This window comes from Actinomadura litoris (assembly GCF_009733595.1).
GTDB lineage: Bacteria > Actinomycetota > Actinomycetes > Streptosporangiales > Streptosporangiaceae > Spirillospora > Spirillospora litoris.
This window is the reverse complement of sequence record NZ_WOFH01000003.1, coordinates 753358-768638: the sequence shown is the minus strand read 5'-3', so window position 1 is coordinate 768638 and position 15281 is coordinate 753358. Positions and strand designations below refer to the sequence as shown.

Below are 15281 nucleotides of genomic sequence, written 5' to 3'. Positions count from 1 at the left end.
TACTCCTCAGGTCGTGGTTCCTCAGGGGTGGGTGCTTGTGAAGACGACGTCGACCCAGTAGTTCGAGCTGGACCCGCTGCCGGGGAACCCCCCGGGCCCGTAGGCGTACACGCCGTTGGGCCCGTCGTCGCCGTCGCGGAGCGCGTGCAGGGGCGGCGCGTCCACGCCCGCGTTCTCGAACCCGCCGACGTTCGCCGAGTAGTGGCCGTTCGGCGCGAGGTAGGACACGATGTAGGTCGTCCCGGCCGTGACCTGCACGGGGGTGGAGAACGCGACCTCCTGCCAGCCCGCCGCCGACTCGCCGCCGAACGTGGCGGTGGCCAGGCGCGTGCCGTCGGGCTTCCAGAGCGAGCCGGTGTGCGTCCCGGTGTTGTTCGCGCCCTTGTAGAACCGGACGCCGGTCACCCAGCCGTCGGAGTCGGCGCGGAACTTCATGCCGAGCTCCACCGACGCCGGGTCGTCGTCGTCGACGAGCTGCGGTGCCGCCTCGTCCGTCCAGACCGAGCAGGGGCAGGTGCCGGGCGTGGTCTGCTTCGCCGTCGTGAACGACCAGGTCTTCGCGGTGGTCTGCGTGTTGCCCGCGAGGTCCTTGGCGTCCTGCACCCGCGCGGTGTACCTGGTCCGCCAGTCCAGCGGCGCGGCGGGCGTGAAGACCGAGGTGCGGGTCGCCGGGTCGTAGCCCACCGAGCCGGGCACCGCGACGCCGCCGGGGCCGGTGAGCGTGAACCGCACCGTCGCGCCCTGCACCGCCTCGTCGAAGGTGGCCGAGGGGTGCGCCGCGCGCGGGACGCTGGTCGCGCCGTCCACCGGGTCGACCGCCTCGGCCGTCGGCGGCGCGGTGTCGCCGGGCGCGACCGTCGAGAACATCGGGTCGACCCAGTAGTTCGCGGCGCCGTAGGTCTGGTTCGGGAAGCGCGAGGTCGCGCTGTAGGCGTAGACGCCGTTCCCGCTCGCGGTGTCGTCGGACGGCGCGCGCAGCGGCACGTTCTCGTAGGCGGCCCCGAAGTAGCCGCCGTCCGCCGAGTAGTTGCCCTTGGGCGCGAAGTAGGACGCGATGTAGGTGACCCCGGCGGTGACCGGGACCGGCGCGGAGAACGTCATCGTCTGCCAGCCGGACGTGGTCTCGTTCGCGAACGTCCCGGTGGCGAGGCGCGTGCCGTCGGTCTTCCACAGGCTGCCGGTGTGCGTCCCGGTGTTCCCGGCGCCCTTGTAGAACCGGACGCCGGAGATCCAGCCGTTCTGGTCGGGCGCGAACTTCACGCCCGCCTCCAGCGCGTTCCCGTCGCCCGACGACGGCGTCGCCGGGGCCGCGTCGCTGGCGAACAGCGTGCACGGGCACGCGCCCGACGTGGTGAACGACCACTGCGTCGTGCCGGACATCGTGTTGCCCGCGATGTCCTTCGCGCCGCCGACGGTCGCGGTGTAGGTGGTGGCCGCCGCGAGCCCGGCGGACGGCGTGAACGTCAGCACCCGTCCCGAGGCGTCGAGCGCGGCGCCGCCCGCGACCGGCTGGCCGCCCGGACCCGCGACCGTGAACGTCGCCGTCCCGGGCCTGACCGCCTCGTTGAACGTCGCGCTGACCTTCGCGCTGGACGGGACGCTCGTCGCCCCGCCCCCCGGCGACCTGGACGCGACGGTCGGCGGCGTCGTGTCGGGCGGCGGCGAGAACACCACGTCCACCCAGTAGTTCGTGGAGCCCGACGACAGGTTCGGGAAGCCGCGCGCGCCGTACTTGTACACGCCGTCCCCGCCCCCGCCGCCGTCGGCGAGCGCCGTGAGCGGCGGGTTCGCGACCGCGCGGCTCAGCCCGCCGTAGTCGGCCGAGTACCAGCCCTTGGTCGTGTGGTAGGACGCGACGTAGGTGATCCCGGCGGTCACGCGCACGGGCGTGGAGAACGTCACCTCCTGCCAGCCCAGCGTGGACTCGCCGCTGAAGGTGGCGTTCGCGAGCTGCTGCCCGGTCCCCGTCCACAGCGTGCCGATGTGGGTGCCGTCGTTGTTGCGCCCCTTGTAGAACCGGACGCCCTTGACGAAGCCGTCGGTGTCGGCGGTGAAGCGCACGCCGACCTCCAGCTCGTTCGGGTCGTTGACGCCCTCGATCGCCGGGGCCGTCTCGTCGGCCCAGATGCTGCACGGGCACACGCCGGGCTGCGGCGTCGGTCTCGCCGTCGTGAACGAGTAGCCGTAGGTCTGCATCGCGTTGCCCGCGTCGTCCCTGCCGCCGCCGGCCGTCACGGTCAGCTTCGTGCCGGCGGGCAGCGCCGCGGACGGCGTGAACGTCAGCACCGTCCGGGACGCGTCCAGGCTCGTCGTGCCCGCGATCGACGCGGTGCCGTTCTTCACCGTGAGCGTCGGGCTGCCCGCCTGGATCGGCTCGCTGAACGTCACCGACGGCTTGACCGACGTCTTCACGCTGGACGAGCCCGCGTAGGGGGTGTTGTCCACGACGGTCGGCGGCATCGTGTCCGGCGGCTTGACCGTGACGAACACCGGGTCGACGTAGTAGTTGCCGCCCTTGTAGGTCGAGTTCGGGAAGCCGCTCGCGCCGGACCGGTAGACGCCGTTCCCGTCGTCCGGCTGGGCCTTCGGCGCGGTCAGCGGCGGGCGCACATACGGGTTGAGCGAGAAGAACTCGGGGTCGGCCGAGTAGTGGCCGTTGGGCGCGAAGTAGGACACCACGTACGTCGCGCCCGCGTCGACCTGCACCGGCGTCGGGAACTCGGCGGTCTGCCAGCCCGAGGCGGTCTCGTTGGTGAACGTCGTGGCCGCCAGCCGGGTGCCGTCGCTCTTCCACAGGCTGCCGGTGTGCGTCCCGGTGTTCCCGGTGCCTTTGTAGAAGCGGACGCCCGTCACCCAGCCCGACACCGCCGACTTGAACTTCACGCCCGCCTCCAGCGACGCCGTGTCGCTGTCGGACGGGACGGCGGGCACGGCCGAGTCGCCGAACAGGCGGCACGGGCACGCCACCGCCACCGACGTCCCCGCGCCCGGGACCTCCAGGTTGCCGCTGTCGTCCACCGCCCGCGTCCGGATCGCCACCGGCCCGTTGCCGGTCGCGTCCCACTTGTAGGTCCAGGTGCCGCGCCCGGTCGCCGGATGCCAGGTCGCGCCGCCGTCGGTGGACACCTCCACGCCGCCGACCTGGCCGCCGCCCGCGTCCGAGGCCGTGCCGGTCACGGTGACCGTCCGGCCGTTGACGATCTGCGTGCCCGGCGCCGGGGACGTCACGGTCGAGACGGGCGCGGAGTGGTCGGCCGACGCCGTCGCGCGGGTCAGCCCGGCCTGGAGCTGGTAGGGCTGCGCGCCCATGTCGGCGAACAGGTTGACGGTCGCCTGCCGCATGTTCGGGTCGGGCGAGGACGGCGCCTCCGACGGGCCGTCGTGGACGGCGTCCAGCCCCCACGACCACTGCACGGTCCCCGCGCCGAACACCAGCGCGCCGCTCGGCGCCCGGTACAGCGTCAGGCTGTGCGTCGCCCGGCCCGGCGCGACGTTCGTGCCGTAGTCGATGAGCTTCTCCGGCACGTCCGCCGTGGTCGTGGACATGCGGACCACCCCGGCCGGGCGGGCGCCGTTGTCGAGGTCCTCGTCCCACTCGTAGCCGACGGTCTGGTCGGCGAGCGTCATCGTCGCCCCGGCCGCCTGCCCCGCCACGGCCGTGCCGCGCCACAGCCGCATCTTCCCGTCGGCGGCGGGCACCTTCAGCGCGACGCCGCAGCAGTTCACCGTCCAGATCGTGCCGGTCAGCCCGTTCTCGGGGCGGCCGCCGTCGGCGGGCGGGCTGAACCGGGGATCGCGCCAGCTGCCCGTCCACGTCGGGGTCGGGTCGGTCTTGGCGTTCGCGCGGGTCTCCTTGTAGGTGACGAGCGTCCGGAACGCGGAGCCGGCCCTGTCGTTCTCCCAGCGCGTCTTCCAGAACACCTCGTTGCCGCTGAGGAACGCCAGGTGGACGCCCGCGTCCCGCGCGGCCTCCACGTTCGCCCGCTCGGCGCCCGACCAGTACTCGTCGTGCCCGACCGACATGAACGCCTTGTGGTTGCGCAGCAGCGACCCGCGCTGGTCGACGTCGGCGCCGGCCATGTAGCTGACGTCGTACCCGTTCGCCTCCAGGAAGCGGATCATCGGGTACTCGTTGGCGAACACGAAGTCGCGCCCCCACGGCGTGCTCTCGCGGGTGTCGAACGGGCGGTTGTAGCTGACCTTCACCGCGCGCCCCGGGGCGGCGGTGCTGTCGCCGAAGTACAGGCTGTTGCCGCCCCACCGGTTGTAGGCCTGCCAGGTGGTGTCGGACGTCTTGAACAGCAGCTCGGAGTGGCTCGCGTCGTCGCGGACGACGAACACGATGTGGTTGTCGTCGTCGGTGCCGTCGGTGCGGACGATGTGCGCGAAGTACACGCCCGACACCGCGTCCGCCGGGACCTGCCAGCTCGCCGACACGCCCCAGCCACCGCAGTCGATCAACCCGGTCGCGTCGTCGGTGAGGCAGCCGGGCTGGCGCTGCGGCAGCGCCGCCGACGGGTTCACGGTCGCGACCTTGCGGGCCCCCGCTCCGCCGTAATAGCCCATCCGATAAATGCCGATCGAGTACGACCGCGCGGGCGTGTTCACTTTGAACTGGACCTGCTGCCCGACATTGACGCTGAAGTTCGCCGAGAAACCCTCGATCGTCTGCCCGCCGCCGGAGATCTTCTCCCACTCCGAAGAGGGCGAGCCGGGCTTGCTATTCTCGCACGCGACCGGATTTCCGCCGGTCTCGCAGGGCCCCGCCGCGGCCTGCACCGGGGGCTGCGCCAGCGCGGCCAGACCCGTCGCGACCAGTGCCGCCACCAGCGCGAACAGGACCATCGACCTGCGCGTGCGCCGCTTGGCGCGTGGTTTGTCCGAGCGCCGTTTCCAAGACACCTTCGACCAGGCCATCAGTCCCCCTCGGGGCCAACCCCGCCAGCAGAACCGTGGACGTCTGAACGAGACCCCCGGCCCACCCCGATTAACGGGCACGAATTGGCCCGCGCTCGAAAGCACTCCGACTATAAGGTCGGAATGCGCGGCCGATGCCCGGATTGGCCGGTGGTGGCCTCGGCCGCCGGTGGCGTCACCTGTTCGGCAAGATCAGGCGTCGCTCGCCCTCGGCTCCGGCCTCCCGGTACTCCTCGCCCGTGCGCGGGCAGCGCCACCGGCCGCCGCCCGCCTCCTCCAGCGGCTCGCCCGCGCGCCCGACCCAGCCGATCCGCCGCGCGGGGCTGCCGACGACGAGCGCGAAGTCCGGCACGTCCCGGGTCACCACCGCGCCCGCGCCGACGAGCGCGTACCGGCCGACCGTCCGTCCGGCGACGACGACGGCGCGCGCGCCGATCGAGGCGCCCTCCCGCACCGTCACGCCGAGCGCGGCCCAGTCCCCCGGGCGCTTGAGGACGCCCGCGACGTCCGCCGAGCGCGGGTAGGGGTCGTTGGTGAGGACGGCGGCGGGGCCGACGAACACCCCGTCCTCCAGCACCGCGGGCTCGTAGACGAGCGCGTGGTTCTGGAGCTTGACGCGGTCGCCGATGCGGACGCCCGGCCCGACGTAGGCGCCGCGCCCGACGACGCAGTCCTCGCCGAGGATGGCGTCCTCGCGCACCTGCGCCAGGTGCCAGACCGTCGTCCCGGCGCCGATCTTCGCGCGCTCGTCGACGTCCGCGCTCGCGAGGATGCGCGCTTCGTCCATTGGGCTGCCTCCGGAGGATGTCTGGTTCATACTCTGCCGTTGTGGTGAGCATCGTGATCCCCGCGCACAACGAGGCCCGCGTCATCGGGCGCCTGCTGGACGGGCTGCTCGGCGCCGCCGAGCCGGGCGAGCTGGACATCGTGGTCGTGCCGAACGGCTGCACCGACGCGACCGCGCAGGTCGCGGCATCCTACGGGCCCTCCGTCCGGGTCGTTGAGTCCTCCGAGGCGTCCAAGGCGGCGGCGCTGCGGATCGGCGACGAGGCCGCGCGCGGCTTCCCCCGCCTCTACGTCGACGCCGACGTGGAACTCGGCACGGCGGACGTGCGGGCTCTCGCCGACGCGCTGGAGCGTCCGGAAGTGGCCGCGGCGGCGCCGTCCCGGCGGCTCGACATGACCGGCAGGCCCTGGCCCGTCCGGTCCTACTACCGGGTGTGGACGCGGCTCCCGGAGGTCCGGCGCGGCCTGTTCGGGCGCGGCGTCGTCGCCGTCACCGAACGCGGCCACGCGCGGCTCGCCGCGCTGCCCCGCGTGATCGCCGACGACCTCGCGTCCTCGCTGGCGTTCGGGCCCGCCGAGCGGACGGTGGTCGCCTCGGCGGCCGTCACCGTCCACCCCCCGCGCACGCTCGCCGACCTCCTCCGCCGCCGCGAACGCGCGGCCGCCGGGGTCGAGCAGTTGGAGCGCGCGGACCTCGACCAGGCGGGCGGCTCGGCCCGCACCACGCCGTCCGACCTGCTCGCCATGCTGCGCCGGGAGCCCTCGCTCGCCCCGCACCTGGCGGTCTTCCTGTCGATCACGGTGCTCGCCCGCGCCCGCCAGGCCCGCCGCCGCGGGAACTACACGGCCTGGCAACGGGACGAGAGCAGCCGCACCTAGGCCGTCTCCCCCGGCGGCCTCAGCGCCCAGGTCAGTGCGTGGGGCGACGCCGGGGGCGAGGCCCGCCAGGAAGATCGCGAAGCGGTGCCGGACTCGCCAGGGCACGGTCACGTGCCGAGCCGCCAGGTGAAGGGGATCGGCCGGAACTTCATCGACTCCGCCAGCCCGGGAGCCAGTCGCGGCGTGCGGCCCAGAGGCGGCGCCAGTCCTCGCCCCGGGCGGTCGGGCGGCCCTGCCGCTCCGGGCGGGCGGAGAGCAGGCGGCTCAGCGTCGCGCGGGCGAGCACGCCGAACGCCAGCAGGCCGACGGCCAGGTGCCGCGGGCCCGGCGGCAGGTGCCGGCGCAGCAGCGTGACCTTGCCGGTGAACAGCAGCACCAGCTTGCCCGCGCTGGTCGAGGAGCCCCCGGTCTCGTGCTGGTAGACGCCGCGTCCGGTGACGGTGGGCCGGTAGCCGAGGGACGCGGCGCGCAGGCACAGGTCGGCGTCCTCGCCGTACATGAAGAAGGCCCGGTCGAATCCGCCGGTCGCGTCCCAGGCGCGCCGCGAGACGAGCATGAACCCGCCCGTGACCACCGGGACGCGGCGGACCTGCGCCTCGTCCTCCCAGGGGCGCGGCGACTCCGGGTCGAACACGCGGCTGCCCGGGAACACCGAGGTCAGCAGGAACGCGAAGCAGAACGCGGGCCACAGGCCCGGCCGCCCCCACCAGGAGCGCGGGTCGACCGAGCCGTCGGGCGCGACGCAGCGCCCGCCCGCGATGCCGATGGACGGGTCGGCGCGCGCGCAGTCCACGAGGGCGTCGATGCTGCCGGGCGCGGGCAGGGTGTCGGGGTTGACGAACATCAGCCACGGGAAGCGGGCGTGGTCCGCGCCCACGTGGCAGCCGTAGGCGAAGCCGCCGTTGCGGCCGGTCTCGACGACCCGCGCGTCGGGCGCGACCGCCCGCGCGACCCGCGGCGTCTCATCGCCCGAGTCGTTGTCCACGATGATCAGCTCGGCCGGGCGGCGGCCGGTCGCGCGGCGCAGCGCGGCCACGCAGTCCTCGATGTACCGGGCGCTGCGGTAGGTGAGGACGATGATCGAGACGCCGTCCCCCTCGGGCACGGGGGCGTCCGCGCCGAGGAACCCGCCCTCGCTGGTTTCGGGCCGCACCGCGTCCTCCCGGGGACCGTGTCGCTGGGTCGCAGATCGTCCGAATCAGGGTGCCCCATCGCGCGCGTCATGACCGTGGGTCTGACCGGTCGTGGTCAGGGTGTCCCATGATGTCGATACATATGCCGTCATTTCTGGGCGGGAGGGCCGAGATTCTCGTCCGGGATCCACGGAGTGCCTGCTCAGCGGCCGCTTCTGTGTCCAGGATGGGCCCATGGCATTCCCCTTGATGCCCGGTTACGACCACATCAACGTGGTCGCCGACCTCGATCCCGGCACGGCGCTGCGGGACACCGAGCTCGGCGAGCGGATCCGGGACTATCCGAAGCTCCTCCCGGCGGGGTCCCCCGATTTCGGGCACGCGGTGCAGACCGGTCGGCAGTGGCGGATCGGGTCCACCGGGGCCATGGACCCCTCAAGCGCCCGGTACGGCCTCGCCTCGCACCTCCGCATGGACGCGCGCGACCAGGACGACGCGGAATTGGCACGCGCCATGCGCGCCGCCGCCGACCGGCTCGACCCCGAGGAGGGCGAGCAGCTCCCCAAGGACGAGTGGGAGGTCGGCGACCGCCGCTACCGGGTGATCCGGATGGAGCGGTTCGCGCTGATCGGGAACCGGACGATGGAGCCCCCGCGCGGCTGCGACGCGGCGCTGGACGGCACCGACGGCCTGCTGCGCGGGTACCTGATCGACCCGCGCGCGCCCGCCGGGCAGTGGGAGGCGCAGCTCAGGCTGAACCTGGTCGGGTTCGTCGCGCTGCCGGGCCCGGCGCCGGAGGCCGTCCGCACCGAGGCCCGGCACGCGATCCTCACCCACCCGGGCGTGGTGCTGCTCCCGCCCACGTTCACGGTGGTGGAGGTCAAGGGCGACACCTGGGAGCCGCTGACCGGCGGCCACCACCCCGAGGAGGCGCGGGAGCGGCTGGCGCGGCACTTCACCGACCTGCTGCCCCGGTTCCGCGAGTTCCAGGGCGACCCCGTGCCGCCGGGCGAGCTGGCCGAGTGGGCCGAGGCGTCCAAGCTGATCGAGGCCAGCACCGGCCACACGTTCACCGTGATGGGCCGCGAGTTCCGCATCCTGCGCATCTCCAGGATGCTGCGGCTCGGCCGGGACGGGCCCGAGGCGCCCCGCCCGTCCGACCAGGAGCGCTACGGCCTCCACGGCACGGCGGCCGGCGGGTAGCGGACGGGCGGGGCGCGGGGTCAGGGGGCGGAGGGCTCGCCGGCCGGCGCCGGATCGGCCGCCGGCGCCCCCTCCTCCTCGCGCGGGACGGGCCGCAGCACCACGAAGGCCAGCACCGCCGCCGCGATGCCGCCCGCGATCCCGGCGACGGCGGTGAGCGACATCGCGTCGACGAACGCGCTCCTGGCCGCGTCCGCCAGCGCGGTGTCGCCCTTGGCGCCCGCGATCGCCAGCGCGTTGCCGATGGAGTCGCGGGCCGGGCCCGCGGCGTCCTCCGGCATGGCGTCGGTGTAGGCGGCGGTCAGCACGCTGCCGAGGACGGCGATGCTCAGCGCCTGCCCCACCTGCTGGACGGTGTCGTTGACGGCCGAGCCGACCCCGGCCCGCTCCTTGGGGAGCGCGCCGAGCAGCGTCCCGTAGGCGGCGGGGCCCGCCAGGCCGCTGCCGACGCCCATCACGACGAGCGCGGTGACCAGCAGCGGGTAGCCGTCCTCGGCCGACATCGAGGCGAGCACGGCGAAGCCCCCGGCGAAGAACAGGAAGCCGACCGCCAGCGCGACCCGCGCGCCGAACCTCTTGTCGATCATCACGCCGACGCCGTTGAACGCCATCACCGTGACCAGCAGCGGGATGAACGCGACACCCGTCTTGATCGGGCTGTACCCGAGGACGAACTGCAGGTACTGCGTGAGCGCGAGCATCAGGCCGCCGGAGGAGAACGACAGCAGCACGATCGACAGGCTCGCGCCGCTGAAGTTGCGGTCCTTGAACAGCCCGATCGGCAGCATCGGCTCGGCGACGCGGCGCTCCCACAGCGCGAACCCGACCAGCGCGAGCACCGCCAGCACGAGCCCGACCTCCACCTTCGCCGACGACCAGCCGTCGCGCGGGATGAAGATGACGCTCCACACGAGCGCCGTCATGCCGACCGTCGACAGCAGCGCGCCGACGAGGTCGGGGCGCGCCGCCGGGCCGCGCGACTCCGGAATGATCAGGACGGTGGCGAGGACGGCGAGCGCCGCGATCGGGATGTTGATGAGGAACACCGACCCCCACCAGAAGTGCTCCAGCAGCAGGCCGCCGGCGACGGGGCCGCCGAGCGCGCCCAGCATGAGCACCGAGCTCCAGATCGCGATCGCCTTCTTGCGCTCCTTGTCGTCGAAGACGGTGGTGAGGATCGACAGCGTGCCCGGCATGAGGAAGGCGCCGCCCACCCCCATCAGCGCGCGGGCGGCGATGAGCTGGCCGGAGGTCTCGGCGAGCGTGGCGGGCACCGAGGCGCCGCCGAACATCACCAGCCCGATGATCAGGCCGCGGCGGCGGCCGAACCGGTCCGACAGCGCGCCCGCGGTCAGCAGCAGGCCCGCGAACACCACGATGTAGGCGTCCAGGATCCACTGGATGTCGGAGTTGCTCGCGTCGAGGTCTTCGATCAGCGAAGGGATCGCGACGTTGAGGACGGTGTTGTCGATGACGACGACGAGGAGGCTCAGGCAGAGGACGCCGAGAATCCACCACCGGCGGGGATGTGGGGCCGACATGGCTCTCCGTTAGAACGGTGAACGAACTTTCGCACACTGTACTAATCTTAGAACAGCGTTCGCAAGGCGGTACCCTGGAGGCGTCTCCGGCGGCGTCACCACGCGGCCCACGCCTGTAACCAAGGACCCGCATGTCCCGCGAAACCGACCCCATCGCCCACTCGGTCTGGATGCGTCCGCCCAGGTCGCGGCGGGGCAGGCCGCAGCTCAGCCGGGAGGAGATCGTGTCGGCGGCGGTCGGGCTGCTCGACGCCGAGGGCCTGGACGGGCTGAGCATGCGCCGGCTGGCCGCGACGATCGGCGCGGGCGCGACGTCCCTGTACTTCTACGTCGCGGGCAAGGACGAGCTGCTGGAGCTCGCCGTCGACCAGATCATGGGCGAGGTCGACATCCCCGACGCGGCGCGGGTCGGCTGGCGGGAGGCGGCGGCCGGATACGCCCGCGAGTTCCGGGCGCTGATGCTCCGCCACCCCTGGGCGGTCTCCATCCTCGGCGTCACGCCCGCCATCGGGCCCAACGCGATGCGGGTGAGCGACCGGGCCATCGCGGTGCTCGACACCGCCGGGCTCACCGGGCAGGAGATCGCCTGGACCAGCTCGCTGCTGATGGCGCACGCGATCGGCGCGGTCATGTCCGAGACCGCCATGCACACGATCACCGCGCGGGCGGGCAAGTCCGTGACGGAGATCGTCCAGCAGATGGACGACTACGTGGAGAGCTACCGCGAGGAGCTTCCCTCGTTCACGGGCTGGTGGCGCGACAACAACGCGATGAACATGGAGAAGAGCGTCGAGACCGGCTTCGAGTTCGGGCTCGCCCGCATCCTGGACGGCCTGGAGGCGTGGCTCGCCCGCGAGCGCGCCTGATCCGCACCCGCTCCGTGCCCGGACGCCCTGGCCAGGAGGGGAGGCACCGTCCGGTGGCCGTCGCGGCGCGGCGCGGGCAAGATGGGTCAGCCGACGACACTGGAGGGCCCATGGCCGACCACCCCGAGATCGACTCGACCGTCCCGCACTCCGCTAGGATCTGGAACTACTGGCTGGACGGCAAGGAGAACTACCCGATCGACCGGGAGGTGGGCGACGCCTTCGTCGAGATCTTCCCGGGCCAGGTCGACATCGCCCGGCACTCGCGCGCCTTCCTCGGCCGCGCCGTCCGGTACCTGGCGGGCGAGGCGGGGGTCCGCCAGTTCCTCGACATCGGCACCGGGCTGCCGACCGTCGACAACACCCACGAGGTGGCGCAGCGCGTCGCCCCGGAGTCCCGGATCGTGTACGTCGACAACGACCCGCTGGTGCTCGTGCACGCTCGCGCGCTGCTGACCTCCACCCCCGAGGGCGTCACCGCCTACGTCGACGCCGACATCCACGAGCCGGAGTCGATCATCGCCATGGCGGCCGAGACGCTCGACCTCTCGCGTCCGGTGGCGCTGCTGCTGCTCGGCATCCTCGGCCACCTGCCCGACGAGGACGACCCCGAGGGCGTCCTCGCACGCCTGGTGAAGGCGCTCCCGTCGGGCAGCTTCGTCGTGATCAACGACGGGAGCGACGTGTTCGGGACGCCGGTCGGCGACGTCGACGAGTCGGCCCGCGCCCGCGCGATCGCCCGCTACGTGGAGGCGGGCGGCACCGCCTACCACCTGCGTCCGCCGGAGCGGATCGCCGCCTACTTCGAGGGGCTGGAGCTGGTCGACCCGGGCGTCGTGCCGGTGTCGCGGTGGCGCTCGGAGCCCTCGCCGTTCGGCGAGCCGCCCGCCGTGGACGCGTTCTGCGGCGTGGCCCGCGTGCCGTGATCCGCTGACCCCGTTCTCCGACCCTCGGCGTGCCGGGCTCGATCCCGGCCGCACGACGTGCCTATTCTAAAGTTCTGTAGAACTAGGGAGGAGAGGGCATGTCGTATCCGGAACCGCGCTACCTCGGCGAGCACGGCGAGAGCAGCGGCGTACTGAGGCCCGCCGGCACCGCGCCCGACCTGTTCATCGGGGCGAGCGACGCCGACCGGGTGCACGGCGGCACCCGCGTCGGCTACCTGGCCACGGGCGGGTCGACGGACGGGGCGTTCGGGCTGTACCGCTGGGAGATGGGGCCGGACCCGTCCGGGCCGATGCCGCACTTCCACCGGACGATCACCGAGTCCTTCTACGTCCTGTCCGGGACGGTCCGGCTCCACGACGGGACCGGCTGGAGGGACGCCTCGGCCGGCGACTTCCTGTTCGTCCCGGAGGGCGGCGTGCACGGGTTCCGCAACGAGTCCGGCGCGCCCGCCTCGATGCTGCTGCTGTTCACGCCCGGCGCGCCGCGCGAGGGCTACTTCGAGGAGCTCGCCGGGATCGCCGCGTCGGGACGGCGGCCGAGCGAGGAGGAGTGGGCCGACATCTACGGGCGCCACGACCAGTACATGGTCTGATGGGCGGTTTCGCCGAGGAGCCGATCTACGAGCAGCTCGCCCGGATCGGCAAGGCGCTCGCGAGCCCCGTCAGGCTGCGCCTGCTCGACGTCCTGGACCAGGGGGAGCGCACCGTCGAGGAACTCGCCTCGGCGGCGGGCGTCCCGCTGAAGAACACCTCGGCGCAGTTGCAGCGGCTCCGCGCCGCCCACCTCGTGGCCGCCCGCAGGTCGGGGACGCGCGTCCACTACCGGGTCGCGGACCCGGCGGTCTCGCGGTTCCTGGAGGAGCTGCGGGGCCTCGCCCACGACCGGCTCGCCGACCTGCGCGCGTCGGTCGCCCTCCACCTCGGAGCCGGGGTGGAGGCGGTGGCGGCGGACGATCTCGCGGCGCGCCTGTCCGACCCCGCGACGCTGGTCGTCGACGTCCGGTCCGCCGAGGAGTACGCGCGCGGGCACGTGCCGGGCGCGGTGTCGATGCCGTTCGAGGGCCTCCGGGACCGGCTCGGCGGCCTTCCGCCGGACGGCGAGATCGTCGCCTACTGCGGCGGCCCGTACTGCGTGGTGTCCCCCGACGCGGTCCGCCTGCTCCGCGAGCACGGTTTCGAGGCCCGCACGCTGGACGGCGGGTTCGCGCGCTGGCACCGCTCCGGCCACCCGGTCGCCAGGTAGCACCGGGGAACGGCGGGCTGGGGAACGGCGGGCTGGGGAACAGCGGGCTGGGGAACAGCGGGCTGGGAACGGCGGAGGGCGGCCCGCCTGCTGGGAGAGCGTCTTCGACGGGCCGCCCGGTCCGCAGCCGGTTACTCGCGGCCGAAGGCCAGCAGCACCGAGCCCTTGTCGTTCGGGTAGGGCGTGAACATGTCACCGGTCAGGGCGTAGACCATGCCCTGGGAGACGACCGCGCCGCCCCCGCCGGCGAGGGAGCCGCCGCGCCCGACGCCGCCGTTGACGGTCGGGAAGTCGGCGATCGTGTCGAAGGCCCACAGGACCTTGCCGTCCTCGGCGGAGTAGGCGCGCAGCTTGCCGTCCATGCTGCCCTCCCACACCAGGCCGGGCGTGGTGGTCACCGCCGGCGGGTGGCCGAGGCGGCACACCTTCGGGTACTGCGCCGCGCCGCCGGTCGTGCAGCCGTCCGCCGGGTTCGGGGTGTTCCAGATGACGTGCCCGGTGGCCGGGTCCAGCGCGAACAGCGTGCCGGGGTTGCCCATGTAGGTCGCGACGTAGAGGCGCTGCCCGTCATAGCTGCTGCCCCACTGGATCCCGCTCAGCCCGCCGCCCGGCATCGGCTGGGACAGCTGCCGCTGCCAGACGATCTTGCCGGTGGTCGCGTCCAGCACGTGGTAGACGCCGAGCTTCTGGCCGATGCCGATCAGGCGCTTGCCGCCCGCGGTGAACAGGTTCGGCGCGGCGCCGAGGTCGAAGTCCAGCGCCGTGCCGTCGGGCAGGTTCGGGCAGTACTTCTGGTCCTCGGGCGACTGGCTGCTGCACTCGCGACGCCAGGTGTCGACGTCGGTCATCTTGCGCGTCCAGCGCTCCTTGCCGGTGTCGGTGTCGAGCGCCAGCACCGAGTCGAAGTGCCCGCCGCTGCCGCTGTAGTTCTGCCCGGTCCCGACGTACAGCGTCCGGGTCTCGGGGTCGATGGCCGGCGTGCTCCACACCCCGGCGCCGGACGGCCCGTAGCGCGGCACGCCGTTCGGCCACGTCCCGTCCTGCTTCGGCTCGGGGACGGTGTAGAACTTCCAGTCGATCTTGCCGGTGCGCGCGTTCAGCGCGTTGACCTGCCCGCGGAAGGTGCAGCAGGCGTGCTCCTTGCCCATGAGGTTCTCGCCGCTGGACACACCGACGTACACCCGGCCGCGGAAGACGATCGGGGAGCTGGTGACGGTGGCGCTGACGTGGTTCTCGACCCGTTGCGCCCAGTCGAGCTTGCCGGTCCGCTGGTCGAGCGAGTAGATGTAGCCGCGCGTGTCACCGAAGTAGACGTGGCCCTCCGCCACGGACGCGCCGTCCCGGACCTGGGTGAACCCGGTCCCGACGGTGGACAGGTCGAAGCTCCACTTCGGCGCGCCGGTCCTGGCGTTCAGCGCGCGGAACTGGCCGTCCGGGCCGCCGAAGTAGATCGTGTCGCCGACGACCGCGGGCTGGCTGTGCGGCGCCCCGGCCTGGCGGGGGAAGCCGAAGGCCCACTTCAGCTTCAGGCCGCCGACGTTCTTGGCGTTGATCTGGCGTTCCTGGGCGTTGAAGCGGGAGCCGTAGGTGTCCTTCTGCCAGGTGGGCCAGTCGCCCGACATCGGCCGGCCCGAGGCGCTCGTCACGCTGGACGCCACGGCCAGACAGCCCGCGGCGATTACGGCGGCCGCCTTCAGCAGGCGGCCGCGTCCGATCGGATGCATCGTCGTTCCCTTCACTTGGCGGGGTTCCGGCCGGACGCTCTG

General features: G+C 73.1%; 11 protein-coding genes. 6 read left to right on the top strand and 5 right to left on the bottom strand.

Translation table 11 applies throughout. The features are described 5' to 3' along the window. Nucleotides 1-21 precede the first annotated feature (21 nt). Together GNZ18_RS11195 and GNZ18_RS11190 are read right to left on the bottom strand one after the other, a co-directional pair. The gene (locus GNZ18_RS11195) at nt 22-4917 is read right to left on the bottom strand and encodes a DUF4082 domain-containing protein (protein WP_156216155.1); all 4896 of its coding nucleotides are present in this window, start codon (nt 4915-4917) and stop codon (nt 22-24) included. Nucleotides 4918-5092: 175 nt separating this feature from the next. Then, nucleotides 5093-5704 carry an acyltransferase gene (locus tag GNZ18_RS11190; protein ID WP_156216154.1) on the bottom strand — a complete coding sequence of 204 codons (612 nt, stop codon included), beginning with the start codon at nt 5702-5704 and terminating at the stop codon, nt 5093-5095. A 44-nt stretch (nt 5705-5748) separates the two neighbouring features. On the opposite strand from GNZ18_RS11190, the gene GNZ18_RS11185 reads away from it, so the two are divergent. Then, entirely contained in the window at nt 5749-6582 is an 834-nt protein-coding gene (locus tag GNZ18_RS11185) for a glycosyltransferase family 2 protein (protein WP_216651233.1), read from the top strand. 148 nt (nt 6583-6730) lie between these two features. Here GNZ18_RS11185 and GNZ18_RS11180 read toward each other — a convergent pair whose 3' ends face one another. Continuing rightward, nucleotides 6731-7735: a glycosyltransferase family 2 protein gene (locus GNZ18_RS11180; RefSeq protein WP_156216152.1), complete on the bottom strand. Its 1005-nt coding sequence runs from the start codon at nt 7733-7735 to the stop codon at nt 6731-6733. Between the two features lie 214 nt (nt 7736-7949). On the opposite strand from GNZ18_RS11180, the gene GNZ18_RS11175 reads away from it, so the two are divergent. Continuing rightward, nucleotides 7950-8918 (top strand): DUF5954 family protein, encoded by a 969-nt coding sequence (locus tag GNZ18_RS11175; RefSeq protein ID WP_156216151.1) that lies wholly within the window; start codon nt 7950-7952, stop codon nt 8916-8918. A 20-nt stretch (nt 8919-8938) separates the two neighbouring features. Here the strand turns inward: GNZ18_RS11175 and GNZ18_RS11170 are convergent, their stop codons facing one another. Then, nucleotides 8939-10459 (bottom strand): MFS transporter, encoded by a 1521-nt coding sequence (locus GNZ18_RS11170; RefSeq protein ID WP_156216150.1) that lies wholly within the window; start codon nt 10457-10459, stop codon nt 8939-8941. A gap of 131 nt (nt 10460-10590) precedes the next feature. Between GNZ18_RS11170 and GNZ18_RS11165 the strand changes: the two genes are divergently transcribed. The 4 genes from GNZ18_RS11165 to GNZ18_RS11150 all read left to right on the top strand — a co-directional run bounded on the left by GNZ18_RS11165 (nt 10591) and on the right by GNZ18_RS11150 (nt 13515). Continuing rightward, complete coding sequence (locus tag GNZ18_RS11165) at nt 10591-11325, top strand: TetR/AcrR family transcriptional regulator (protein WP_156216149.1); 735 nt, start codon at nt 10591-10593, stop codon at nt 11323-11325. A 110-nt stretch (nt 11326-11435) separates the two neighbouring features. Continuing rightward, on the top strand, nt 11436-12251 hold the full coding sequence (locus GNZ18_RS11160; protein WP_156216148.1) for an SAM-dependent methyltransferase: 816 nt from the start codon (nt 11436-11438) through the stop codon (nt 12249-12251). A gap of 98 nt (nt 12252-12349) precedes the next feature. Continuing rightward, entirely contained in the window at nt 12350-12865 is a 516-nt protein-coding gene (locus GNZ18_RS11155) for a cupin domain-containing protein (protein WP_156216147.1), read from the top strand. Further along, nucleotides 12865-13515 carry an ArsR/SmtB family transcription factor gene (locus tag GNZ18_RS11150; RefSeq protein ID WP_156216146.1) on the top strand — a complete coding sequence of 217 codons (651 nt, stop codon included), beginning with the start codon at nt 12865-12867 and terminating at the stop codon, nt 13513-13515. The genes GNZ18_RS11155 and GNZ18_RS11150 overlap by 1 nt, the downstream gene beginning before the upstream one ends. Nucleotides 13516-13646: 131 nt before the next feature. Here the strand turns inward: GNZ18_RS11150 and GNZ18_RS11145 are convergent, their stop codons facing one another. Continuing rightward, nucleotides 13647-15239, bottom strand: coding sequence for an outer membrane protein assembly factor BamB family protein (locus GNZ18_RS11145; RefSeq protein ID WP_156216145.1), 1593 nt, complete (start codon nt 15237-15239; stop codon nt 13647-13649). Between the last annotated feature and the right edge of the window lie 42 nt (nt 15240-15281).

Coding starts and splice junctions, on each gene's coding strand:
- GNZ18_RS11195 (WP_156216155.1), bottom strand. CDS start 4,917: ATGGCCTGGTCGAAGGTGTCTTGGAAACGGCGCTCGGACAAACCACGC.
- GNZ18_RS11190 (WP_156216154.1), bottom strand. CDS start 5,704: ATGGACGAAGCGCGCATCCTCGCGAGCGCGGACGTCGACGAGCGCGCG.
- GNZ18_RS11175 (WP_156216151.1), top strand. CDS start 7,950: ATGGCATTCCCCTTGATGCCCGGTTACGACCACATCAACGTGGTCGCC.
- GNZ18_RS11170 (WP_156216150.1), bottom strand. CDS start 10,459: ATGTCGGCCCCACATCCCCGCCGGTGGTGGATTCTCGGCGTCCTCTGC.
- GNZ18_RS11165 (WP_156216149.1), top strand. CDS start 10,591: ATGTCCCGCGAAACCGACCCCATCGCCCACTCGGTCTGGATGCGTCCG.
- GNZ18_RS11160 (WP_156216148.1), top strand. CDS start 11,436: ATGGCCGACCACCCCGAGATCGACTCGACCGTCCCGCACTCCGCTAGG.
- GNZ18_RS11155 (WP_156216147.1), top strand. CDS start 12,350: ATGTCGTATCCGGAACCGCGCTACCTCGGCGAGCACGGCGAGAGCAGC.
- GNZ18_RS11150 (WP_156216146.1), top strand. CDS start 12,865: ATGGGCGGTTTCGCCGAGGAGCCGATCTACGAGCAGCTCGCCCGGATC.
- GNZ18_RS11145 (WP_156216145.1), bottom strand. CDS start 15,239: ATGCATCCGATCGGACGCGGCCGCCTGCTGAAGGCGGCCGCCGTAATC.